19 protein-coding genes are annotated in these 23,767 nt (G+C 61.7%); 6 read left to right on the forward strand and 13 right to left on the reverse strand.

All coding sequences use genetic code 11. The features are described 5' to 3' along the window. Positions 1-4 precede the first annotated feature (4 nt). Both RH950_RS13475 and arsC read left to right on the forward strand, forming a co-directional pair. Positions 5-796 (forward strand): enoyl-CoA hydratase-related protein, encoded by a 792-nt coding sequence (locus RH950_RS13475; RefSeq protein ID WP_350057572.1) that lies wholly within the window; start codon positions 5-7, stop codon positions 794-796. Positions 797-810: 14 nt separating this feature from the next. Next, positions 811-1,158: an arsenate reductase (glutaredoxin) gene (gene arsC / locus RH950_RS13480; protein WP_350057574.1), complete on the forward strand. Its 348-nt coding sequence runs from the start codon at positions 811-813 to the stop codon at positions 1,156-1,158. Positions 1,159-1,167: 9 nt separating this feature from the next. On the opposite strand, the gene RH950_RS13485 is transcribed toward arsC, so the two are convergent. The 11 genes from RH950_RS13485 to RH950_RS13535 form a co-directional block, all read right to left on the reverse strand. Next, positions 1,168-2,337: a glycosyltransferase family 9 protein gene (locus RH950_RS13485; protein ID WP_350057576.1), complete on the reverse strand. Its 1,170-nt coding sequence runs from the start codon at positions 2,335-2,337 to the stop codon at positions 1,168-1,170. Between the two features lie 3 nt (positions 2,338-2,340). Beyond that, positions 2,341-3,324: a lysylphosphatidylglycerol synthase transmembrane domain-containing protein gene (locus tag RH950_RS13490; RefSeq protein ID WP_350057578.1), complete on the reverse strand. Its 984-nt coding sequence runs from the start codon at positions 3,322-3,324 to the stop codon at positions 2,341-2,343. Continuing rightward, on the reverse strand, positions 3,321-6,332 hold the full coding sequence (locus RH950_RS13495; RefSeq protein WP_350057580.1) for a hypothetical protein: 3,012 nt from the start codon (positions 6,330-6,332) through the stop codon (positions 3,321-3,323). Before RH950_RS13495 ends, RH950_RS13490 begins: the two co-directional genes overlap by 4 nt. Before the next feature lie 5 nt (positions 6,333-6,337). Then, the gene (locus RH950_RS13500; protein ID WP_350057582.1) at positions 6,338-7,684 is read right to left on the reverse strand and encodes an ABC transporter ATP-binding protein; all 1,347 of its coding nucleotides are present in this window, start codon (positions 7,682-7,684) and stop codon (positions 6,338-6,340) included. A 66-nt stretch (positions 7,685-7,750) separates the two neighbouring features. Continuing rightward, positions 7,751-8,611 (reverse strand): ABC transporter permease, encoded by an 861-nt coding sequence (locus RH950_RS13505; RefSeq protein WP_350057584.1) that lies wholly within the window; start codon positions 8,609-8,611, stop codon positions 7,751-7,753. A gap of 107 nt (positions 8,612-8,718) precedes the next feature. Beyond that, positions 8,719-10,068 (reverse strand): NAD(P)H-dependent oxidoreductase, encoded by a 1,350-nt coding sequence (locus tag RH950_RS13510; protein ID WP_350057586.1) that lies wholly within the window; start codon positions 10,066-10,068, stop codon positions 8,719-8,721. A gap of 32 nt (positions 10,069-10,100) precedes the next feature. Then, a complete protein-coding gene (locus RH950_RS13515) occupies positions 10,101-11,054 on the reverse strand; it encodes a D-2-hydroxyacid dehydrogenase family protein (RefSeq protein ID WP_350057588.1) in 954 nt (317 codons plus the stop codon). A 74-nt stretch (positions 11,055-11,128) separates the two neighbouring features. Further along, entirely contained in the window at positions 11,129-11,527 is a 399-nt protein-coding gene (gene msrB / locus RH950_RS13520; RefSeq protein ID WP_350057590.1) for a peptide-methionine (R)-S-oxide reductase MsrB, read from the reverse strand. 85 nt (positions 11,528-11,612) lie between these two features. Continuing rightward, positions 11,613-12,827, reverse strand: a complete 1,215-nt coding sequence (locus RH950_RS13525; RefSeq protein ID WP_350057592.1) for a CaiB/BaiF CoA transferase family protein — start codon at positions 12,825-12,827, stop codon at positions 11,613-11,615. A gap of 83 nt (positions 12,828-12,910) precedes the next feature. Further along, a complete protein-coding gene (locus RH950_RS13530) occupies positions 12,911-13,663 on the reverse strand; it encodes a CoA-transferase (protein ID WP_350057594.1) in 753 nt (250 codons plus the stop codon). Between the two features lie 4 nt (positions 13,664-13,667). Next, positions 13,668-14,483: a CoA transferase subunit A gene (locus RH950_RS13535; RefSeq protein WP_350057596.1), complete on the reverse strand. Its 816-nt coding sequence runs from the start codon at positions 14,481-14,483 to the stop codon at positions 13,668-13,670. Between the two features lie 174 nt (positions 14,484-14,657). Between RH950_RS13535 and RH950_RS13540 the strand changes: the two genes are divergently transcribed. The 3 genes from RH950_RS13540 (at position 14,658) to RH950_RS13550 (ending at position 19,270) form a co-directional block, all read left to right on the forward strand. Then, positions 14,658-16,262 carry a GMC family oxidoreductase gene (locus tag RH950_RS13540; protein ID WP_350057598.1) on the forward strand — a complete coding sequence of 535 codons (1,605 nt, stop codon included), beginning with the start codon at positions 14,658-14,660 and terminating at the stop codon, positions 16,260-16,262. Between the two features lie 449 nt (positions 16,263-16,711). Then, positions 16,712-18,058 (forward strand): O-linked N-acetylglucosamine transferase, SPINDLY family protein, encoded by a 1,347-nt coding sequence (locus tag RH950_RS13545; protein ID WP_350057600.1) that lies wholly within the window; start codon positions 16,712-16,714, stop codon positions 18,056-18,058. A 12-nt stretch (positions 18,059-18,070) separates the two neighbouring features. Continuing rightward, positions 18,071-19,270, forward strand: a complete 1,200-nt coding sequence (locus RH950_RS13550) for an acyl-CoA dehydrogenase family protein (RefSeq protein ID WP_350057602.1) — start codon at positions 18,071-18,073, stop codon at positions 19,268-19,270. Between the two features lie 62 nt (positions 19,271-19,332). Here the strand turns inward: RH950_RS13550 and RH950_RS13555 are convergent, their stop codons facing one another. Further along, a complete protein-coding gene (locus RH950_RS13555; protein ID WP_350057604.1) occupies positions 19,333-19,905 on the reverse strand; it encodes a hypothetical protein in 573 nt (190 codons plus the stop codon). A gap of 158 nt (positions 19,906-20,063) precedes the next feature. On the opposite strand from RH950_RS13555, the gene RH950_RS13560 reads away from it, so the two are divergent. Beyond that, positions 20,064-22,472 (forward strand): methyl-accepting chemotaxis protein, encoded by a 2,409-nt coding sequence (locus RH950_RS13560; RefSeq protein ID WP_350057606.1) that lies wholly within the window; start codon positions 20,064-20,066, stop codon positions 22,470-22,472. A gap of 8 nt (positions 22,473-22,480) precedes the next feature. Here RH950_RS13560 and RH950_RS13565 read toward each other — a convergent pair whose 3' ends face one another. Further along, the gene (locus RH950_RS13565) at positions 22,481-23,713 is read right to left on the reverse strand and encodes an MFS transporter (RefSeq protein WP_350057608.1); all 1,233 of its coding nucleotides are present in this window, start codon (positions 23,711-23,713) and stop codon (positions 22,481-22,483) included. Between the last annotated feature and the right edge of the window lie 54 nt (positions 23,714-23,767).

The following is a 23,767-nucleotide window of genomic DNA, read 5'->3' on the forward strand; positions in this document are numbered from 1 at the left end:
TTCAATGACATATGAAACCTTGCTCTTCTCGATTGAAGACAATATCGCCCGCATCACCCTGAACAGGCCGGAGCGGATCAACGCCGTCACAACGGTGATGCACGAGGAGTTGCGCGACGTCTTCACCCTGCTTGAGAAACCGGGCTCCGCCCGCTGCGTCATCGTCACCGGCGCCGGACGCGGCTTCTGCTCGGGACAGGATCTCGCCGATCGCAAGGCATCAAGTACGGCCGAGCGCCGCGATCTGAGCCAGTCCATCCAGCAAAACTACAATCCGCTGATCAAGCGCATGGCCGCGCTGCCAATGCCTATCATTTCCGCGGTGAACGGCGTCGCCGCCGGCGCCGGCGCCAGTCTGGCGCTGGCCGCCGATATCGTTCTGGCCGGCCACAACACCAAGTTCGTGCAGGCCTTCGTCAATATCGGCCTGGTGCCGGATGCGGGCGGAACGTACGTGCTGCCCCGCCGGGTCGGCCTCGCGCGGGCGCTCGGCATGACCCTGATCGGCGCGCCGGTAACCGGCAAACAGGCCGCCGATTGGGGCCTGATCTGGTCGTCAGTCGAAGATGAGACTCTGATGGCGGAAGCCGAGGCATTGGCAAAGACTCTCGCCGCGAAAGCTCCGCTGGCGCTCGCTGGGATCAAGAAGATCATGCGCGCCTCGCTTGATAACGGATTGGCGGAACAGCTTGATCTGGAAGCGGAATTCCAGCGCCAGTGCGGCTATACGGACGACTATCAGGAAGGCATCGCCAGCTTCCTGGAAAAGCGCGCGCCGAACTTCCAGGGCAAATAGGCCGGAGCCTCACGATGAGCGTTGTCATCTATCACAATCCGCGCTGCTCGAAGTCGCGGCAGACACTGGAACTCTTGCTCAGCAAGGGCGTCGAGCCGACAATCAGGGAATATCTCAAGGCGCCGCCGAGCACGGCCGAACTCGAGGACCTCCTTGGACGCCTCGGCCTGGAGCCTGTCGGGTTGATGCGGCGCACGGAAGCTCCGTTCAAGGAGCTCGGCCTCGGCGACGGCACAAAAAGCCGTGTCGCGCTGCTTCAGGCCATGCATGAGAATCCGGTGCTGATCGAGCGGCCCATCGTCATCGCGAACGGCAAGGCCGCGATCGGCCGCCCGCCGGAAGCCGTTCTGGCAATTCTCTAGAGATGATTTTCAGGAAACTTCAATCCAGACCGGATTGCGTTCTTCTTCGCTGAGCTTCCGGACATGGCCGACCATGCAAGGACGTGTGCCGGCGCAGGGCGGCTCGTCAGAGACATGGACGCAGGGAGAACAGGGCAGTCTCCGGTAGTGCACCGCCTCGTCGACGCCGGGCAGATCCTGCAGGAGCGTTTGCGGATCTGTCGGGCCCCAGTAAGAGGTCGTCGGCACGCCGATCTGCCGCGCGATATGCAGCAGCCCCGTATCGATGCTCCAGAAGCGGTCCATCTTCGCGATCTCGGACGCGGTTTCCCGGAGCGGCCATCTCCCGCAGGCATTGTCGATCTCGGCACCCGGAAGGGCCGTTCGGAGGGCTGCGGCCAACGCGTTGCCCTGCTCCCGGTCTGCCGGCCCGCCAAACAGGGTGATTGATACCGGACGGCCCTGCAGTTCCCTGGTTGCAAGCTCGGCCCACTCCTCCGCGCTGAACATCCGCTCGAGCGCGAGATCCGAGCAGAAACCGGCGAGGCCGAGCGCGAGTCTGTCTCCGTCAGTTCCAGCGGTTCGCTTGAGATTGTTGACCGCAAGAAATGCCGCGCGGCATTCGTCCTGAGACGGAACGTCAGCACCAAGGGCCCGGGCGACCTGCTCGTAATGTTTCGGGACGGAACCGGAGCGGTTGAAATAGAAAAGATGCGTCGCCACGCCCTTCCGCCAATAGGCGGACTCCAGATAAAAGCAGATCCGATTGCGGGCGAAACTCATCAGGCAGAACACTGTGGAGAGCCGGCTGTAGACCTCCAGATCGACGATCGTATCGCATCTGAAGACAGCAAGAAGTGCCCGTAACCCACTCTGCACAAGACGAAAAACGGAACCGCCATCCTGCACGACAATGATCTCGTCGAACACGCCCAGAAGCTCGGCGAATTGCCGCGTCGCACCGGTGCAGACCAGCCGGAGCGTGAGATCCGGGTAACGGCGCCTCAGTCCGAGCAGAGCGGGCAGAGCCAGCACCAGACTGCCGCCGCCGAGCATCTTCACGATGACGATATCGCCGCGCGGCCGGATATCGTGGTCACGGCGCAACGCCATTCCCAACAAACGTGCCAGTGGTTTCAGGAAGAAGATAGCAGTCCCGCCGAGAACCGCATCGAGGCGCTGTTTCGCCCGCAGGTTCATGAGTCAGTCTTTCCGCTCGGACAAATGCGTGCTCTCCGCGGCGTAAACGGCAAGCCTTTGCCGTTCGGAATCCTGCAGCAGGAAAGCGATCCCGCAGACCACCCCGCCGAAGAGAGACAGACCGCCCCAGACCAGGGACACCAGCAAACCGGTCTCAGCCGGAACGCCAATCAGCCCAAGCGCGAACACCATCGCCCCTTCCCGGACGCCCCACCCTGCAATGGAAATCGGCAGCGCCAGGGTGAGCAGAACCGGAAGGGTCAGCCCGAGCATCGTGAAGAAATCGACGCCGGCACCGGCTGCCGATGCGATCAGCCAGACACAGAGGACTGTGGAAAGTTGTGTGAGCAAACCGAAACCGGCGATCCGCAAACTCGCGGTGCCCTTCGACCAGAGCAGATCCGCGTTGCGGGCGATCGGTGCGAGGCGCCGGGTAAACCGGTTCATCTCAAGCAGACGCGCCACGGCACGCGCGCTGAAAAACAAGACAGGCATGGACGCCGCGGCGACGCAGACCAAGATCGTCAGAGACCGCACCAGAGATCCGTCCGGCAGGATCGTCACCAGCTGCGGCAGCATGGCCAGCAGCAGGAGAATCAGAATGGCCAAGGCCGCGACCCGGTCGAGCAGGACCGACGAGACCGCCCGGCCCCAGCCGTTTCCGGTTCGGCCGATGCGCCAGACCCTGTAGGCATCCCCGCCAAGCGCGGACGGCAACATCTGGTTCAGGGACACGCCAACCAGATGGACCCTGAATATCTCACGCCAGCCCAGGGTGAAGCCGAGAAGTTTGAGAATTTCGTACCAGCGCAGCGCACCGACCGGATATTGCAGCACCAGCGCGCCGAATGCGACGGCCAGCAAGACCGGGTCGAGGGACAGCACGGCCGCGAACAGATCCTCGCGATTGATCGAACTCAAGACCCAGTAGAGCAAGCTGCCACTGACCAGCAGTTTGATCCCGAGAAGGATCAGTGAGCGTCTCATTGTCCGTCTCCGTGCGGCCCAGCGCGCGCGGCCAGCCGGAAGCCACCCACAATCCCCGCGCCGCAGTGCTGGTCAAGCGCGAGCTCAAGCCGGAAACCTTCCACGCTTGCCTGAAGCAAGGTCATGGGGTCGGCGTCCAGGGGAACGATATGTGCTCCAGGCTGCAGGTCGAATTCAAGATAGCCACCATGCTCCGCAATCACCCTGCCCGATCCGACAGATCTCTGGCGGTCTTTACCGGCGCTGCAGGTCAGCTCGAATATCAGCAGATTGGCGGCTCCTTCACGCTCGTGCGCGATTGTAAACCGGGACTGGCCGGGAACAATGTCAAAACTGCCCTGCGCCCGCTTTGCCGGATCAGCCCCGACCTGCTCCACATGGGGTTCGGTGACGTGTCGGAGGACGACAGCTCTGTCAGAATCCCCGAAGGACCCGCCCCATACGCTCGGCAACCGGGCGAGCTTCGGCGGGGCGAAAACCTGAAGCAGAAGTGCGGTCTGTTCGGTAGGGGCCGGAGCGGGTTCATCCAGGCGTCCGCCGTCGATCGCGAAGATGAAGGGGCCGCGCTGGACCACCTGGTAGCGCCCGGACCGGATCTCTGAGAACACCCACTCCGCCAGTACTGGAGCGCGTAGCAATAGGGTGAATGGGCCGGTACCGCTTGGCAGGGTGCCGAGCAGCAGGACCGGTGGCGGGTCCTGAACGAGCCGGGTCACCGACCGCGCCTGCATGCCTGCCGCCGGCAGGGTCAGGAAGGCACCGCTTTCGATCGGCACGGCCCTGCCGGTGTAGAAATAGTGCGCATTCGCATTGCTCAGGTCGAGATAGGTCTCTTCCGGCCGCAGCCAGCCGTCGAGCGCCGCTTTCAGAATCGAAACCCGCTCGACGAGCGACGGCGATACCAGCGTCCGGCCGAGCGCCGGGATACCGATTGCGGGGCCGTCCACGGGCATCTCGCCGTGTAGCGCTCCCGAGGTTGCGGATGCCACGGCAAAAGCGCTGCGGAAACTGAGCCTGTGATCAAATGCCGGTGCGAGCATCCCGAGCACCAGGGCAATCCCGACCACAGAGGCAACCCGCGACCGGAGCGGAAAATGCGCGGCGAGCGGCAAGCAGATCAAGGCCAGCACAAACACCGTCATCGCGCCCCCGCGCGACGGTCCCCCGGCATCAATCCGGCCTATCGTGTGCGGGATGACAAGAAACAGATACAAAGCCGCCATCACAGCGAACACCGCTCTCGGATCTTCCGTCAGCAGCTCCCTGAGGGAGCGTCTTTTTTGCCGGATCCGGGGCACTGCCACCAGAAGCAGGACCAGCATGGCCGGCAGCCACAACGTCCGGATCAACTCCCAGAACATGCTGTTGACCGGCCAGTCATGCGCCAGGCTCCGCGCCCAGTCCAGTCCGTGAACCGCGCCGTATAACGGTCTGTTTTCCAACATGAATTGAATCTGGTACACCACGACCTTGCCGGGCCCGAGCAGCAGGGACAACCCGCAAATCGCCGCAACGGCGGCGACGGCGACGGCCAGACTGCGCGGCGCGGCACCCGCGCTCCAGACAAGATGCAGCAATGCAACGGGCGCAAACGCGACCACCAGCATCGCCCCCGGTCCCGGCGCCAGCAGGACCAGCGCGGTCCCGGCCAGAAAATAGGCGAAAAGCCAAAGCACCGGGCGCTGTTGCAGCGGCCTGCCGGTCAGCAGTGCCAGCCCGCAGAAAATGGCGACAAAGATCGGGTAGCGTCCGGTGACGGGAAACAGCAGCAGCGCCAGCAAGGCTGGCAGCGGCCCGGCAACACGGGTCAGCACAAAGGCTGCAGCAATGGCGCAGAATCCCCTGATCAGCTGCCGCGCCTCCGGAAACCCGGCGAGCGTGCCATCCAGCAGAAGTTCGTTTGCCATTCCCGAGAGGTAATCAACCAGGCCATGGGACGGGCTGTAATCGATATAGGGTACCTTGCCGAAGACAGACCATTGCTGCCAGGGAATCAGCCATTCACCGTGGTGATAGTAATCGAGCGGGTTGTCCATGCCATAGGGCGTCGGCCGGCCATCGGCGAAAAGAACCAGAACGGCAATCGCGGCGACACTCGCGGCGGATATTGCGGTGCTGCTTCGGCCGCTCTCGAGGCCGCGCCAGGCCATCGCGTGGCAAGCATACCCAGCCAGCATCAGCAATGTCAGCACGGAGACGAACCCCGCTCCCAGCGGCGCTATCCGCGGCCATGGCAGGCCGCCCGCGGCCGGCGGCAGGATGAGGGCAAAGACAGCCAGCGGCAGCCCCAACTGGACAATCAGGTTCAACCGGCGGATTGCGATTCCGTGGTCCCGCACCTGCATCCGGCCGGACAGCAGAAGAAGACCGACTGCGAATACGGCCGACAGGGTGATTGCGGCACCGACGCCGACAAATCTGGCCGTGAGGATGTCCTGCAGCAGGAATAGCCGGGACGCCGCGACGGTCAGCGCGATCCAGGCAAACATGGCCAGCACCGGTGCGGTCACTGCATTGCCGACCGCAACATCGAAATCGGTATGAGTTCGGCACCCGCCGGCCCGCCAGATCAGGCTGGCCGCCAACGTGAGGCAGATCAACAGGACGGAAAGCCAGATCAGACTGAGATCGGAACCATAGGGCGGCGTCGCGAAAGGCGCCCCCAGGACCTGCTGCGCGCACCAGAGCATCGCCGGCAAACAGCAATAAACAAGGTATTCCCGAAACCGGGCCGCCGTTCCGGTGCCGCCGGATATCAGCGCCCGGACCTGCGCAATTCCGAAATAGGCGGCCAGCGAACCTGCTGTCATCAGCCAGACAAAAAGGAAATCCAGGCGCTTGCCGGCACCGGAGAAAGTCAGCTCGCCGACCACGAGTGCCGGATGCGGTTCCGGTGCAGCCGGCATCTGCGTCACGGCAAGAGCGGCGAATGCCACGCCGAGACAGAGGGCCGCGGCGCCTTCCCCCCACTGCAGTCCGGCCTGAGCCTCGTTATCGGGTACCGTCATCCCGGTCAGGCGCCTTGGCGGCTTATGCTCGGCACGATCCCGAGCGCGACAATCCCGGTGATGGTATCATCGTCATCCGGCAGCACCTTGAACATGGCTGCGTCCATGATCCGGTGCAGGGATTTTCGCTCGTTCTCGTAGAGCCCGTTCACCCCGGCATTCAGGAAATAGGTTCCGGCCGTCAGACTGCATTCGAACTCGAAGCTGACATCGATTTCCTCGCCGGCGCGATAGTCCGCCAGGCCGCGCCGCAGACTGTCCGTGGTCCGGCCGGCCAGCAAGACCCCCTGAATGGTCTTGATCATCATCGCGCACATGACCTGCGCACAATCCTCGGCGAACCGGACCTTGTAGCGAAAGGCGTAGTGCCGTCCCCGGACAAGCAGATTCACCGGTGTACCGTCCAGCGTCTCGACCCTTGCCTCACTGATCTCCGCACCGAGGCTGACATAGGCCGTCCGGCTTTCCGGAACCAACCCCGCGTCGTGGGACTCGCTCGCATCCTGACGTCCCGCCACTTCCCGGCGGATTTCGTCGCGGACACTGTCGAACTGGGCGGCCGGCGCATGCGTCAGCTTGTGATAGCTTGAAATCACCGTTTTCGGATCGCCATCCATCAGCATCTCGCCGCGATCCAGCAGGACCGCCCGGTCGCAGAGTTGGGTGATCATACCCGCTGCATGGCTGACGAACAGGATGGTCGTGCCGCGCCGGCGCATCTCCTCGATCCGGGCGAAGCATTTTCTCTGGAAACCTTCATCTCCAACCGCAAGGGCTTCATCAACAATGAAAATTTCCGGGTCGACGCTGATCGCGACGGCGAAAGCGAGACGGACATACATACCGCTCGAATAGGTTTCGACCGGCCGGTCGAGAAAGTCGGAAAGGCCGGAAAATGCGACAATCTCGTCGAACTTCCCGTCGATCTCCTCTTTCGAGAGGCCGAGGATTGCGCCGTTCATATAGACGTTCTCCCGGCCGCTTGCAGCCGGATTGAAGCCGGCGCCAAGCTCGAGCAAAGCAGACACCCGGCCGTTGACCGCAACATCTCCTTCGGTCGCTGTCAGCAGACCGGCAACAATCTGCAGCAGCGTGGATTTGCCGGACCCGTTGCGACCGATGATGCCGACCGTTTCCCCCCGTCCGACACGAAAGGACACATTGTCCAGGGCGACAAAGGGCGTAAAGAAGGTTCGGCTGCCCCGCAGCAGCGCCTGTTTCAGCCGGTCGAGCGGCTGGTTGTAGACGTTGAAGACTTTCCGCACGCCGCGAATGTCGATTGCGGGAAGGTCCTGTCCCTCAGCATCCGTCCCCGCGCGCAACGCGGCGCTGTCTTTCGGCTGGTTGTTCATACGGCGATCACAATCCGAATTGGCACGGCTATGGACTGGTTTGAAACAGAGCTCATGGCAGCGATCTTACATCACCTCGGCAAAACCGCGCTTTGTGCGCAGGAACCACCAGGCGCCGATCCACAGACATGCAACCGCCCCGGCGCTGTAATAGCCGAGCAGCTTCCAGTTCGGCATCGTTCCCCACAGCAAGACATCACGGGTGGCATCGACCGGCAGCGTCAGGGGATTGAGCAATAACAACGGACGCACGGCCTCCGGCAGCAGGTCCGGCGGGAACAAAATCGAACTGCCGAACAGCAGGATCGTCATCATGAAACCGAGCACCTGGCCGATGTCGCGAATGAAAACACCCAGCGAGGCGACCAGCAGGGATAGCCCCGCCAGCATGATGATGAAGGGCAGCCAGACCAGGGGCAGCAGCAAAGCGGTCCAGTGCAGCGGCACGCTGTACGCCAGGATCACGGCAATCAGCACAACAAAGGCCATCAGCACGTTCGCCAGGTTGCCGATCAGGATCGCAATCGGCAGAATCTCCAGCGGGAAGACGACGCGCTTCACGTAATTCGGGTTCTCCAGCACGACCGACTGTGCCCGCAGCAGCGTTTCCGCCAGCAGAACATGCAGGAGCAGACCGGAGAACAGGACAATACCGTAGGGAATGTTCGCGCGCTCCGGCACATCACCGAAACGCACCTTGAAGATCAGCCCGAAGACAACGGAATAGACCAGGATCATCACCAGCGGAGTGACCAGCGACCAGAGGAAGCCGAGCAATGTGTTCCGGTAGCGTGAAACCACCTCGTTGCGCACGAGACTGCGCAGGATGAATCCGTTGCTGCGGAGGCTCCCGAACAACGCGACAAGCGCGCCTGCCAGACTGACTGGTTTGGCCGACCTGTCCGGTGCCACGATGGCGCCGCCCATATTGCACTCCCGGTTTCCGGTAACTGACATCTGGCGGGGACTGTTACACCGAATGGCCTGGAACCGGAAGCGCCTGAAGCGGTTGTCTTTCGTCCCGGCAGACAGGATCAGCTATTCGGAGCCGCGAACATCGCCTCCATTTCGCGCCGGACCTTCACCGCATCGTCGTCTGAATCGATCTCGACATCGGCCCATTTCAGCCGCTCGCCGATGGCCACGGATCTCTTCATTTTGACATTCTGCGCCAGACCGAGCGGCAGGTAACCTTCATCAAGCGAGGTACGCGCAGCAGTCTGTTTTCCCCAGACACAGAACCCGCCCTCTCCGTCCAGCACCTCGCCCGCGGCAAGATCCCGTTTTGCCGTCGCCACCACGTCGGAATTGAAGGCAACAGGTGAGCCCGTCGGCTCCCCGCGCAATGCGGCGGATGCAACGGAAACACCCAGCTCCAGTCCGATCATGTGGGTCGGGCGATACAGCGAGGCGAAGCGGAAGCTGCTGTCCGGCAGCATGTGATATTCCTCGAAACAATAGCGGGCATAATCCGTCTCGCCCTCGATGACGACGAAGGTGCCGTACTGCAGGTGCCCCTCCACTTCGGTGCCATCCCGATGCAGGGAGGAAACCACCTCGGTCGTACCGGAATGCGTCAGAGTTCCGCCATTTTCGGTCGGTTTGCAGACCTCGGCGAGGTCGAAGCGCGAACAGGGCGGGAAGGCAAGCCCGTCAGGCTGCGGCGTCAATCCCGTGGCATTGCAGACAGCGCTCATCTCGATGCCGGACTTGGTCCCGTCAATGAAGCTGTTGAACATCTTCGGGTTCAGCCGGCCGCGTTTCACCACCTCGAGGTCCCAGCCGAAATGGTCCCAGACCGTGTCCGGCGTCGACTGATGGAAGCTTGGAAGATAGCGCGTCCCCTTGCCTGCCGAGACGACCTTGAAGCCGCAGGCCCGGGCCCAGTCGACATGTTCGGCGATCAGCGCCGGCTGATCTCCCCAGGCGAGGCTGTAAACTGTTCCGGCAAGCTCTGCCCTACGGGCGAGCAGCGGGCCGGCCACCACATCCGCCTCGACATTGACCATGACGACATGCAGCCCGTGGCTGATCGCCATCAGGCAATGGCGGATACCGGCGGCGGGATCGCCGGTCGCTTCGATCAGGACATCGAGCCCGCCATCCTGGATCAGGGACGTGCTGTCATCGGTGATGAAGGTGCTTCGGTGCTTTTCGGCATCGTCGAAACTGCGGGCGGCGAACCGCTCCGCCTCCCAGCCGATATGGGTCAGGGTTTCCCGCGCGCCTGCCACATTAAGGTCAGCAATGCCGACCACATGGATGCCCGTGGTCAGGCGCGCCTGCGACAGGTACATCGCCCCGAACTTGCCGCAGCCGATAATTCCGACTTTCACCGGATCGCCTGCGGCCTCCCTCTGCGCCAGCATACGTGACAGATTCATTCACCCCTCCCTTGGCTTCAGGCCTTTGCGGCTCAGTTCAGGACGCGGATGAGCTCTCCCGCGTGCCAGGCTTTTATATCCTCGACCATCTCGCCGTAAAACAGCCGATAGGTTTCCTCGGTCACGTAGCCCATGTGAGGCGTGAGCAGGATGTTGTCGAGCGTGCGGATCGGATGATCCGCCGGAAGCGGTTCCGGCTCGAAAACGTCCACGGCGGCACCGGCGATGCGGTTGTTTTTCAGCGCATCGATCAGCGCATCCTCGTCGACGATCGGGCCGCGCGCGGTATTCACCAGCAGCGCCGTCGGCTTCATCTCCGCCAGCGCCGCGGCATCAATCAGCCCTTTGGACCGATCGCTGAGCACAACATGGATCGTGACAATGTCAGCCTGCCGCAGCAGATCTTCCTTGCTATCCGCTTTACGCACGCCAACTTCCGCACATCGTTCCTCAGTCAGGTTCGGAGACCAGGCGACGACATCCATGCCGAATACCTTCGCAACCCCAGACACCTGACTGCCAAGCTTCCCGAGCCCGATAACACCCAACGTCCGGCCCATCAAATCGACACCGATGCGGGTCTGCCACTTGCCTTCCCGCATCATCCGGTCGTCATGCGCGACCTGCCGGGCCAGCGCCATCAGCATGGCCCAGGTATGTTCCTTCGTGGTGTTCCCGCTGGTCGCCGTGCCGCAGACCGGAATGCCGCAGGCCCGCGCCGCCGCGAAATCGACAGCGTTGTTCCGCATGCCGCTGGTCACGAACAGTTTCAGGTTCGGCAGACGCTGGAAGATCTCGGCCGGAAACGGCGTCCGTTCCCGCATGGCGCAGACGATCTCGAAATCCTTCAAGCGGTCGACGAGCGCATCGTGCTCCACCAGATTGTCGGTGAAGACGACCGGCTCATACCCCTCCGGCAAGCTTCCCCATTCCGCCATGCGCAGGGATACATTCGCATAATCGTCCAGAATCGCAATCTTCGGCATTTCCTCACCCGTCACTTTAGTTATTTTTTATAATTATCTGTTTCACGGGTATTTTTACCCGTTTCACGAAACGTTTATCCGTCCTTCTTCTGCAAATCGAGCGACGCCGAATTGATGCAGTAGCGCAAGCCGGTTGGCTGCGGCCCGTCCGGGAACACATGCCCGAGATGGGCTTCGCACTTCGCGCAATGCACCTCGGTCCGGACCATGAAGTGGCTGCGATCCGTCGTGCTTTCGATATTCGCTCCCTCGATCGGCTGATAGAAGCTCGGCCAGCCGCACCCGGCGTCGAACTTCGTCTCGCTTTCAAACAACGGCTCACCGCAGCAGACGCAGGTATAGGTCCCCGGGTCCGTGGTTTCGGCATACTTGCCCGTAAAAGGACGCTCCGTCCCGTGCTTGCGCGTCACCTGATATTGCTCATCGGTGAGCTGCGCCCGCCACTCGGCATCGGTTTTCTTGATCTTGTCCATCAGACTCTCCGTCATTGCTCCGATGCAGAAATTGGGTGCGCCGCCGCTCCGGGCAAGGCAGGCGCGCCCAATCCGTTATACCCAGCTACTGCCCTTTGCGGCGCGTCTCGACCAGCACGTCCTGATCGGCGAGAGCCTGGATTTCCGCTTCGCTGAAGCCATGTTCGGCAAGAATGGCGCGGCCATGCTCGCCGAATTTCGGCGGCACCGATTTCACCGAACCGGGTGTGCGGGAAAGCTTCACCGGGATGCCCCATGACTTGTACCAATCCAGCTCGACCGCCATGTCCCGGTGCTTTGTATGCTCATGCTCCATGACATCCGCCGTGTTCCGGATCGGCCCGACAGGCACACCAGCCCGCAGCAACCGGTCACAGATCTCGTTGCCGTCCTTGTCCTGCAGCAGAACCTCAAGCTCCGCCCTGAGGGCGTCCCGGTTCGTTACCCGGTCAGCATTGCTGGCAAACCGCGGATCGGTGCCGAGTTCCGGTTTGCCGAGCTCCGCCGTCATGCGCTTCCAGGCCCGATCGTTCCCGCCCGCGACAAAGATGTCCCCGGTCTGGGTCGAGAACTTATCGTAGGGGCTGATATTCGGATGCTGGTTGCCGGTGATCCCCGGCACCTTGCCCGACAGCTCGTAATTGGCGACGTGCGGATGCATCAGCGACAGGCCGCAATCGTACAACGTCATGTCCACATATTGGCCAAGGCCGGAGCTGTGCCGCTCAAACAGCGCCATCATGATCGCGTTCGCGGCATAGAGGCCGGTTCCCATATCGACCATCGGAATGCCGACACGGGTCTGCTCGGACGGTGAAGAACCGTTGACGGAGAACCAGCCGGTCATGGCCTGGATGATGCCGTCATAGCCCGGAAAGCCGCCATAGGGACCGTCGGAGCCGAAACCGGAAATCCGGCAATGCACCAGCTTCGGGAATTTCTCCTTCAGCACATCCTCATAGCCGAGGCCCCATTTCTCCATCGAGCCGGGCTTGTAGTTCTCGACCAGCACATCCGCGTCCTCGAGCAGGCGCAGCAGCACCTGCTTGCCCTCTTCCTTCGAAAGGTCGAGTCCGAGGGACTTCTTGTTCCGGTTCACGCCGATGAAATAGGAGGCATCGCCTTCATGGAACGGAGGGCCCCAGTCCCGCACCTCGTCGCCCTGCGGCGGTTCTATCTTGATGATCTCCGCGCCGTGATCCCCAAGCATCTGGGTGCAGTACGGACCGCCGAGCACCCGCGTGCAATCGATGATCTTGATCCCCTGGAGCGCGCCGGCAGATGCCGCAGTGCCACTCATTCCGTAACTCCTCAATTCTCAAGGCTGGAACCGGTCAAATGCGATCCGGTCAATTTGGGAACCCGGTGATGCCGGGTCTGTTGTCAGGCTGCCTTCTCTATCCCGAATACCTCGGCCGCGAAGCCCGGATAGATTTCAGCGATCTGGGCGGCAACCGGCCCCCGGATGATCTCAAGGGTTTTGGCATCCGGTAGCCGTGTCTCGGGAACGTCGGCCGGCTCGTCATAATCGAACCCGGTCTGCTCCCGGATCTCCTCGACCGTATGCCCCGGATGGACGCTCGCCAGGCTGAAGCGGCCTTTTGCACGGTCGAACTGAAAAAGGCAGCGGTCGGTGATCAGGGCGTAGGGTCCGCCCGGCCGGTAGATATTCGGCTCGGAGGTTCCCGGTGCACTGATGAAGTCGACCTTTTCCACCAAAGTGCGCGGCGTGTGTTCCAGACGGAACAGGATCACGCGGGGCACGGTGAAATACATGTAGGAGGAGCCGAAGGAGCCCGGAAACCGCACCTTCGGCTTGTCCGGATCGCCGACAGAGACAAGGTTGATATTCGCCTGCCCGTCGATCTGCGCGCCCCCGAGGAAAAACGCATCGATACGGCCCTGCCCGGCGCAATCGAACAGCTCCTTGCCGCCATCGGTGAAGAAGTTATTCGCCTCGCTGCCAAGCACAGAAACCCGGGTCCTGTCCGGATGCCGCGCCCGCGCCAGCATCGCGGCCGCTCCGGGAACCGGAGAAGACGCGCCAACCGCGATATGGCCAAGCCCGTCCAGCATGTCGGCGATAGAGGCGATCAGGATTTCCTCGGCGCGCACGCCGTCACTTGTTGTCGTCACGATTCTACTCCGCCGCCACGGCCTTGATGCCGGCCATATAGGCGGCAAAGCCTTCTTCGGTGCGCGCCATATCGACATAGCGCGCCAGCTCGTCCTGGTCCGCGTCATAACCGCCCGGAATGCCGAGCGGCCAGGCGCCCTGCTCCGCTTCCGCAATGGCACCGACATAGAGCCCCGGGATCGTCCCCGCGGCGCGCACAGGATCGTCCAGCAGGTTCCCGTCGACGATTTTCTCGGCCGTGACCAGGCTGGATTTTGCCGCGTGCGCCATCAGCATCAGCTCACGCCGGACACCGACCCAGACATTGCCGAACCTGTCCGCCAGGGGAGCGTGAAACACCGCGAAGTCGGGCTGGATCGCCTTGACCATCAGGATCGGGTCGTCCTCGGCGAAGGGATTCTGGCCGATCACCCAGTCATCCCGGCGCTTTTCGACGTCGGAGCCGATCACGCCGCGCAGCGGCATGAAGGGCACGCCCTTTTCGGACGCCTGCAGGCCCGCATGGATCGCCGGGCAGGTCGCGTCCAGCATGCGGATGCTGGCGGCCTTGATGGTGGCACTGAAACGCGGCGCCAAGCCGAACTCGCCGAGCGTAACCGCCGCCGTCTCCACGGTGCTGACGCACCCGGCGCCTATCAGCTGATCCGCCTGAAAACCAAGGGCGGGGACACCGACCAGATGAAGATCCCGGACATTGCGGGCAATGATGGCACGCACCAGCGCCATGGCGCAGTAGGAGTAATCCGGCGGCAAGGCGATTTTCGCACCGTCACTCACCCGTGCAGCCAACCCTTCAAGGTCGAGCCGGATGGCATCCATTGTCATTCCTCCCAGAATGTTTCCCGCATCCTACGCGAACAGTGGCCGGAATAAAGCGGCAACCCGTCATGACATCGTTTCCCATGCAGGCGGGCCCAAACCCATCGACGCCCCGCGACCGGGCGCATATTCTCCCCGCAAAAGACGTGACTAAGAGAGCAAGGGAGTAACGGGGTGAGCGACATTTACGACTATATCGTGGTCGGCGCGGGCTCGGCGGGCTGCGTCGTCGCCAACCGGCTGTCAGCGGACCCGAAGAACCGGGTCCTGCTGCTGGAAGCCGGCGGCAAGGACCGCAATCCCTGGATCCATATTCCGGTCGGCTATTACCGGACCATGTATCACCCCGATATTTCATGGGGTTACGAAACAGAACCCGATGCTGGCGTGAACGACCGGGTGATGGTCTGGCCGCGCGGCCGGGTGCTTGGCGGCTCCAGCTCGATCAACGGTCTGCTCTATGTCCGCGGCCAGCATCAGGATTACGATCACTGGCGCCAGCTCGGCAACGAGGGCTGGGGCTGGGATGACGTGCTTCCCTTCTTCAAGAAATCCGAAAGCTACGAGCGCGGCGGCAATGAGCTGCGTGGCGGCGACGGCCCGCTTTCGGTCTCCGACATCGCCGACCGGCGGCCGGTCTGCGAAGCCTTCCTCGAAGCCTGCGCGGAAGTCGGCATTCCGCGCAACGAGGATTATAACGGCGCGGTGCAGGACGGCGCCGGGTATTACCAGACAACCAGCCGTAACGGCCGCCGCTGCAGCGCCGCCGTTGCCTATCTGAACCCGGTGAAAAGCCGGAAGAACCTGCGCATCGAAACCCGCGCCCTGGCATCCAAGCTGGAGCTGAAGGACGGACGCGCAAGCGGGATTACCTATCTGCGCGACGGCATCGAATACAGAGCGGAAGCCACCCGCGAGATCGTGCTGTGCGGCGGCGCCATCAATTCCCCGCAATTGCTGCAGCTCTCGGGTATCGGCCCGGCAGATCATCTGCGCAGCGTCGGCATCCCGGTGCAGCATGACCTGCCCGGGGTCGGTGACGATCTGCAGGACCATTTCCAGGTCCGGGCAATCTATGAGCTGGACGGCCTTGAGTCCCTCAACACCGATGTCGGCAATCCGTTGAAACGGATCGCCATGGGCCTGCAATATGCCCTGACCCGAAGCGGACCGCTGACCGTCAGCGCCGGTCAGGTTTACGTTTTCACCAAGACTCGCGCTGAGCTGGAAACACCGGATATCCAGTTCCATTTCATCCCGTTCAGCGCGGATAAGCCGGGACAGCTACTGCACCCCTTCCCCGGCGTCACATCGTCGATCTGCCAGCTCCGTCCGGAAAGCCGCGGCACCATCATGGTGAAATCCGGCAACCCGCGCGACTATCCGAGTATCAAGCCGAACTACCTCTCGACCGAGGGAGACCGGCGGACAATCATCGACGGCATGAGACTGAGCCGGAAGATTTCCCAGTCCCCGGCCTTCAGCAAGTATCTCAAGAACGAGTACGAACCGGGCCTCGACCGGACGGACGATGAAGGCCTGCTGGCCTATGCCCGCGAGAAAGGCGGCACCATCTTCCATCCAACCAGCACCTGCCGCATGGGCTCCGACTCTAAAGCCGTGGTCGATGCCCGGTTGCGGGTCCACGGCATTGCCGGCTTGCGGGTCGCCGACTGCGCGATCATGCCGACCGTGGTCTCCGGCAACACCAATGCGCCGGCCATGATGATCGGCGAGAAAGCCTCGGCAATGATCCTGGAGGACAACCGGGGTTCATGACGCCCGCCTCCAAGCGCCCGACACTTGCCCAGGCAAAGGCCGCGTTTGGCCGCGGCCAGACTGCTGAAGCAGCAAGAACTGCGGAGGCTGTCGCTCGATCAAGTACAGATGCCGCCGAAGTGGCTCAGGCACTGCATTTTGCGGGATTGATGGACGCGGAGGCCGGGCAGCCGCGGCGGGCTACAGATCGAATCCGCAGAGCTCTGCTGCTGTCGCCCGAACGTGCAAGTGCGTGGGCGAACCTGGCTCAGTGTTCCGGTGACGGGGCCGATATTTTCAGTTTCGCAAAGCGGGGGATAACAGCCAACCCGCAAGCGCCGCTGTCTTGGGCGATGCTGAGTGTGGCCCATCACAAACATGCACAGGAAGAACGGGTGGACCTTCGGTTCACGGCTGCCCTAGATCATTCCAGACGCGCCCTGCTCCTCAGACCGGATTACTCAGAAGCCATGCATGGGCTCGTCATCGAGACACGATGGGCCGGCCTCTTGGATGATCAGGATTGCCTGCTCGACCGGAGCCTTCATATCCTTGCGCGAACAACCGGGGTGCCGGGCCATCCGATTACGCTGTTCCACCCCTTCGCCATCCTGCAGGATCAGCTGGACGCTGCCATCAAGGCCGGCGGTGAACGGGGCCCGTGCAGCAATATCGCCACGCGGCTGTCTCCTCCCGACAAGCCGCTGCATATCGGCTATATTGGCAGTTATCTGAAGGAGCACGCTCTCGCCCTTGCCTTGCCGGAACTGTTCCGGCGGCATGACCGGACGAAATTCCGGGTCACCCTCTATATTGCGCCGAATCCAGCCGGAGAGACGATGTGCAACGACGCATTCCACGATTGTGGCATCGAGATCGTCAGTCTTTCCAACTTGGACGGCGCCCGGCAAGCGGAGCGCCTCAGAAGGGATGGCGTGGATATCCTATCGGATCTCGATGGCTTTCTGTCCCAGGCTCCGCTCGCCGTAGCACGGCATGATCCGGCACCAATCTGCGTGAATTATTTCGGCTTCCCGGGAACCTGCGGCAGGTTACACGACTACATCATTGGGGATGCCAGACTCATTCCGGAATCGGCGCAATCTGGCTATGGTGAGCGGATTGTCCGCCTGCCCCATTGCTATATGCCGTTCGATGGCGCTCGACCGATTTCACCTATTCCGAACCGGTCGAGCGCCGGTTTGCCGGAAAAGGCGTTCGTCTTCCTTGGTTTTCACAGTCAGAACAAGATCGCCGCTGACGCCTTTGCCTCCTGGATGCGCTGCTTGCGGGAGGTCCCGGAAAGCGTTCTCTGGATGCTCGATCACGGCGACACTCACAGGACGAACCTGCTCTCCTCCGCCCGGCACCATGGGGTGGCACCGGAGCGTATTGTTTTCGCCGAAAAGCTGAACAACAAGGATCACCTCGCAAGACTCCCGCTCGCAGATCTTTATCTCGACAATAGCTGGTTCAATGCACACACGACCGGTGCTGATGCGCTCTGGTGCGGCCTGCCGCTTGTCACAATTGCGGGGGAGACCTTCGCCTCCCGCGTCGGCGCCTCATTGCTTCATGCCGCCGGAATGCCCGACCTGGTCGCAGGTTCTCCGGATGAGCAGGCGGAGATTGCCATCGCGCTGGCGCAGTCACCACGGCGCATGGCAGCGCTCTGCACCCACCTGAAGCGCGCCGTCAGGACAGCGCCCCTGTTCGATATGGGAGCCTATACGCACGCGCTTGAACGTGCCTACCAAGCCATGGCCGAAAGAGCCCGGAGCGGCATGATGCCAGCAGACATAACAATAACGCCATAGGGGGCAAACAGGATGGATTTCACCGAGGATCCAATTATCGAGGCTGTGCGCGATACGGTCAGGCGTCTCTATGAGACGGAGATAGAACCCAAGATTGCCGCGTTCGAGGCCTCCGGCGACTTTCCCTACGAAATCATCCGGGCTATGGGCGATGCCGGCCTGTTCGGCGCCGCTTTCCCCGAGGAGATGGGCGGGACCGCCATGGGGTTCGCGGCTGTCGGAACCATTTCCGAGGAGATATCACGCCTTTCGCCCGGCTTTGGCTACGCCATGAACATGCAGGCCATGACCTGTCCCTTCACCATCTTCAACTGGGGCACAGAGGAACAGGCCCGGCATTTTGTCCCGGAACTGATTTCCGGGCGGAAGATCGGCATGTTCGCCCTGACCGAGCCCGGCGGGGGGTCGGATCCGGGCGGTGCCATGCGGACCGTCGCCCGGCGCGACGGTGACAGTTACGTCCTGAACGGGTCCAAGATCTGGATCACCTTCTCCAATGCCGCGGATGTCGGCGTGCTGTTCGCGAAAACCGATCCGGCCGCCGGCAAGCGCGGCATCTCAGCCTTCATTGTCGAGCCCAAGAGTGCGCCCGGTTTCACCGCGCGGCCGATCGAGATGCGGCCGCTCTCCAATTGCCTGCGTTCCTGCGAGATCTTCCTGGAGGATTTCCGGGTGCCGGCGGAAAATCTGCTGGGCCGGGAGGGTGACGGCCTGAAGGTCGCGCTGAATGCCCTGGAATACGGCCGGCTGACGGTCTCCGGTCGTCTCGTGGGTCTGGCCCAGGCCTGTTTCGACGAAACCGTGCGCTACGCCCGGGAACGGGAAGTCGGCGGGAAACGGATCGGCGAGTACCAGATGGTCCAGCATCCGATCGCCGATGTTGCCGTGGGCATCGACGCGGCCCGCTTGATGATGCGGCGCATGGCCTGGCTGATGGATCAGGGAGAACGGTCAACCCGGGCCGCTGCGCGGGCGAAATATCTCGCCTCGAATGTTGCCCAGAAAGCCGCACAGACAGCCAAGGACACATTTGCCGCCTATGCCCTCACGGAGGAATATCCGATCAGCACGCTGTCCGCCTATATCAATATGCTGACCGTCGGTGAAGGGACTCCGAACGTGCAGCGCATCCTGATCGCGGAAGATGCGCTCGGATTCAAGGTGGCCGACAGGCACCCGGTCATGAACCCGCTGAAACACAGAACTGACTGACAGAACAGAAAAGGCCGCCCGAAGGCGGCCTCTCAGATCAGGTATGCTGTCTTGTCAAAGCATCAGAGCTTTTCGACATTGACGCCAACGGTGATTGCCCCGATCGGCTTTCCGCCGTCACTGATGGTCGCTGACAGCTGGGACTGGAATGCACCGGAACTCTCGTCGAACTCAACTTCGTCGATAAAGACCGCATCCGGACCCGCGCCGTATGTCTTCTGGTGCTTGCCTTCATCGCCCTGCATGTAGTCCGACGTTGTGTCGCTCATACCGACATTGAGGCCTTTCGCATCCATCACGAAGGCTTCGGCGATCTTGCCGCCGGCTTCTTCTTTCTTCTTGGTGAGCCAAGCGGAAAGTGCATTGCCGGAGACTTTTTTCACGAGGTCACCGCTGCCCGCCTTTGCTTCGGCGCGCCACTGCTTGTCGAGAGCATCAATCTTCGCCGCATCAAAACCGGACGTTTCCGCGTTCTGCGCCTTGATGGCTTCGATTACCGCCGGATCCGTCAGCCACGCTTTAACGGTGCTGTTGTAGAACTCCTTGATCTGCGGTTCGAAGTCATTCGCCCGTGCCTGCGCTGCAAAAGTTACAACCAGTGCAATGGCAGCAAGTCCGTTTACGATCAGTCTCATGGGTTTCTCCTCCATAGAAAACACAGGAGCATCCAACACCAATCATGTAAAAATATGATTAACGGACCAAGAGGAACAGCGTTAACCCAAAATTAAGTGCTCATTGCTAGCGTTGTTTTACCAAAATTTTAGTACAATCAACTTTGTTGGAGCTTGTCATGCGCATTGGGTTTCGAATCGCTTCAGGGTTCGCAGTCACACTGATTATCGCAGGTGGCGTTGGCCTCGTCGGGTATTTCGGCCTTACACGATATGACAGGGACATCACACTGACACTCGACCTACTGGGCGCGGTGGACACCTTCAGAAGCGCCAATTCCGAAGCCGGTCTGTATAAGCTAAGCCGCGAAGAGGGATTCTTCGATAAGGCAATCGCCCAGACCCGGGAAACCAACGAGACGCTCACGACTATTCTCTCCGAAGGCAATGCTGACCCCGCCGTTACTGACTTGAATAATGAAGTTGAATCGTATCAGGCAAAACTTGACGAGCTGCATACGGTCAACAACGAAACCATTACCATCACCGCAGCTATGGCTTCCGAAGCGGAGGCCATCAAAGATAGTGCAGCTCAACTGAGCGCCGCTGCGGCCGATGCTTTTAAGTCGAGTTCGGCCGCCGTGGAGGCCGCCACAGCGGCGCGTGACAGCAGCCTCGCGATCATGAATGCCTCGAACGCGCTGCTTGCCAACAGTAATGGTATCCGGGCATCCGAAGCCGCCTACCGGCTGGAGCGAACCGATGGGAACAGGACCGAACTGGAAGCCGGGACGAAACGTCTCTTCCTTGACGCGCTGTCGCTGCGGAAATCGGCCAAGGGTACTCCGGCGGAAGCTGCGGCCGGGAAGATTGCCCAGTTGAGCGGCACCTACCGGAAAACCTTCTCCACCTTGGTGCAAGCCGTGCAAGAGGGGGACACCCAAGCAGAGTCGCTGTTCAAAGAGCTGAATGACACAAGCAACGCCCTGACACAGACCGCACGTGCAATTCTGAAAGACCGCGGCGTGGCGCTGGGTGAAGCAAATGCAGCCTACCAAGAGGCATCAAAGCGCGGCAAGGATGCGGTCAGCGCGCGTGTCGCCGCTCTTGAAATGGTGGTCGCGGCGGACGTCATGGCAGCCAAAACCCTGGCCTACATCGCAACTCATGACGAGGCGGAACGCGCCGCCGGAAAAGAAATCATCGGTGCCCAGGTTGCCCTGATTTTCTCGAAAGCACTTGTCGTCAAGAAAGCGCTTTCGGAAGAATTCGGGAAGATCGCCATTGGAGCCGCGAAAGCCGCCAAGAGTTTTCGGGGTCGCGTCGATACCGTGGACGAGGCTCTGGCGAAACAGACCTCGATCGAATCGGAGATGAAGGAACTCGAAACGCAGAGCGTTGAGCGGACCGCCATCTTCAAGAGCGATAAACTCGCCTCCCTCAAGGAGCTGAAGGAAGAATCCGTTCAATTGATCCTGCTCGGCACCGCTCTTGGTGTGGCCATCGGCATCGTTCTCTCCTTCCTGATCGCCCGCAGCATCGTCAGACCGATTGGCACGATCACGGGTTCCATGAACGGTCTTGCCGGCGGCGATCTCGACAGCGATATTCCGATGACAGAGCGAAAGGACGAAATCGCGGAAATGGCGCGCGCAGTCCAGGTCTTCAAGGACAATGCGTTGGAGATGAAGCGCATGGAGCGGGAGCAGGAGGAATCCACGCGCCGCACAGCGGAAGAAAAACGCCGTCAGATGGCGGAACTGGCCGACAATTTCGAAAGCTCTGTCAAATCCATCGCCCAGCGCGTCTCAGATGCCGGCGGCACCATGGAAGGCTCCGCCGGAGAAGTCAGCCAGGCCATCGCGCAAACCCACGATCAGGCTGCCGCCGTTGCCGCCGCGTCAACCGAGGCCAGCGCCAATGTCCAGACAGTGGCCGCCGCAACATCGGAACTGACCTCCTCGATCCAGGAGATCAGCCGGCAGATCGCCGTCTCGAACGATAAATCACACGACGCATCGCAGCGCGCCGAACAATCTGTTGCCCTGATGGGCAATCTGCGCAAGGCGGTTGGCGAGATCACCGAAGTCGTTCAGCTGATCCAGGAAATCGCGGAACAGACCAATCTGCTGGCGCTGAACGCCACCATCGAGGCTGCCCGGGCCGGCGATGCCGGCAAGGGCTTTGCCGTCGTTGCCTCCGAGGTGAAGAATCTCGCGACCCAGACCGCGCAGGCAACCGAGCGCGTCTCCGAGCGTGTGGCTGCCATCCAGCATGAAACGGAAAGTGCGTCGACCAACATGGAATCCGTTTCCAAAGTGATCGAGGAACTGGGCGAGATTTCGGCCAGTATCGCGGCCGCAATGGAAGAGCAAACCTCCGCCACACAGGAAATCGCGCGCAATATCGAGGAAGCCAGCGTCAGCGCCGATGATGTCGCGCGCAACATTGAGGGTGTGAATGCGAGTGCCCAGGTTTCAGGAAGCGCTGCGGATGCCGTCAGCGGACGGGCACGGGAACTGAGCACGCAGATCCAGGCCCTGAACCGTCAGGTCGAGGAATTCCTCGCGGAAGTCCGTCAAGAATAACCGCCTTGTCACTTGGGATCGGATGCGGTGCCGACTGTCCAGAACAGGCCGGCACCGATCACGGCGGCCAGCGTACAGCTGATGAAAGCGGCGCTGTATCCGCCCGTCAGATCGAACAGGTAGCCGGAGGAAAAGGCGCCGAACGCGGCTCCCAGTCCCTGCCCGAAATTCGCTGCCCCGAGAATGGCGCCGATCCCCGATCCTGAAAAGCGCCGCGCCATCAGTGTGGTAATGATCGGACCGCGAGCCCCCATGCTCAGACCGAAACAGACGATATAAACGGCCAGCAGGATGCCGGTGCTGTCTGCAGGCACCAGAGCCAGCGCCGCGATGGCGACCACGGTGAGCCCATAGCTCGCTGTCGCGACGATCCGGTGCCCGAACCGGTCCGCCAACATTCCCGTCGCCGTCATCCCGAAGAAGGACAGCATACCGGCGGTGCCGAAGGCGAACGCCGCCTGCTGGTCGCTCATCCCGCCACTGACCAGATAGGCGACCGATTGCAGGCTGACGCCATATATGGAGGCGGCCGTGACGAAAAATATGACGAAGAATGCCCAAAATTCCATGGTTTTGAGAGCACTGACCAGCGTCGGCCCGGATCGCCCCAGTGACGCCTTGTGGCGGCGCGGATTGCCCGGTGCGCCCTCCGCGATGCGCTGCCAGGGCAGAAACAGGACGAAAACGCAAAGCACAGCGAACACGATGGCATACCAGCCATAGGCATCCCGCCATCCATTGCGGGCGATCAGGTATTCCGCCAGCGGCGCCATGATCAGGGTGCCGATACCGAGACCGCCATAAGTCATCGAGAGCGCCGTTGCCAGGCCCTTGTCGAACCAGCGGCTGACCACGGCCTGGGCCGGTGCGAGGCCGATCAGCGCGGCACCGAACCCGCAAAATCCCCCGATCGCGACCTGGAACTGCCAGAGTTCCGACAGGGATCCGGCGGCGAAATAGCCGATCGCGAGTGCACCGAGGCCGATTGCATAAACAAGGCGCCCGCCAAACCGGTCGAACAGATACCCCGCCAGCGGCGCGAAGAAGCCCGTCGCCGCCATGAACAGGGAATAAACCGATGTTGCCGAAGACCGGTCCCAACCGAGGTCACCGGAAAGAGGCAGCAGGAAAACGGCATAGCTCTCCCCGGCCCCGCGGCCGAGTGCGGTCATGCCAAGGCAAAGGGCAAGGACACCCAGAGCGCCGGCCATGACGGCGGTCACTCCGCGAAACAGCGGCATTTGGAGAATACTCCGGCAACGGAACCAATGTTGCCGTCACCCTAGGCGCTGATT

Origin of the sequence: Nisaea sp. (genome assembly GCF_040217065.1) — a bacterium.
Lineage (GTDB): Bacteria > Pseudomonadota > Alphaproteobacteria > Thalassobaculales > Thalassobaculaceae > Nisaea.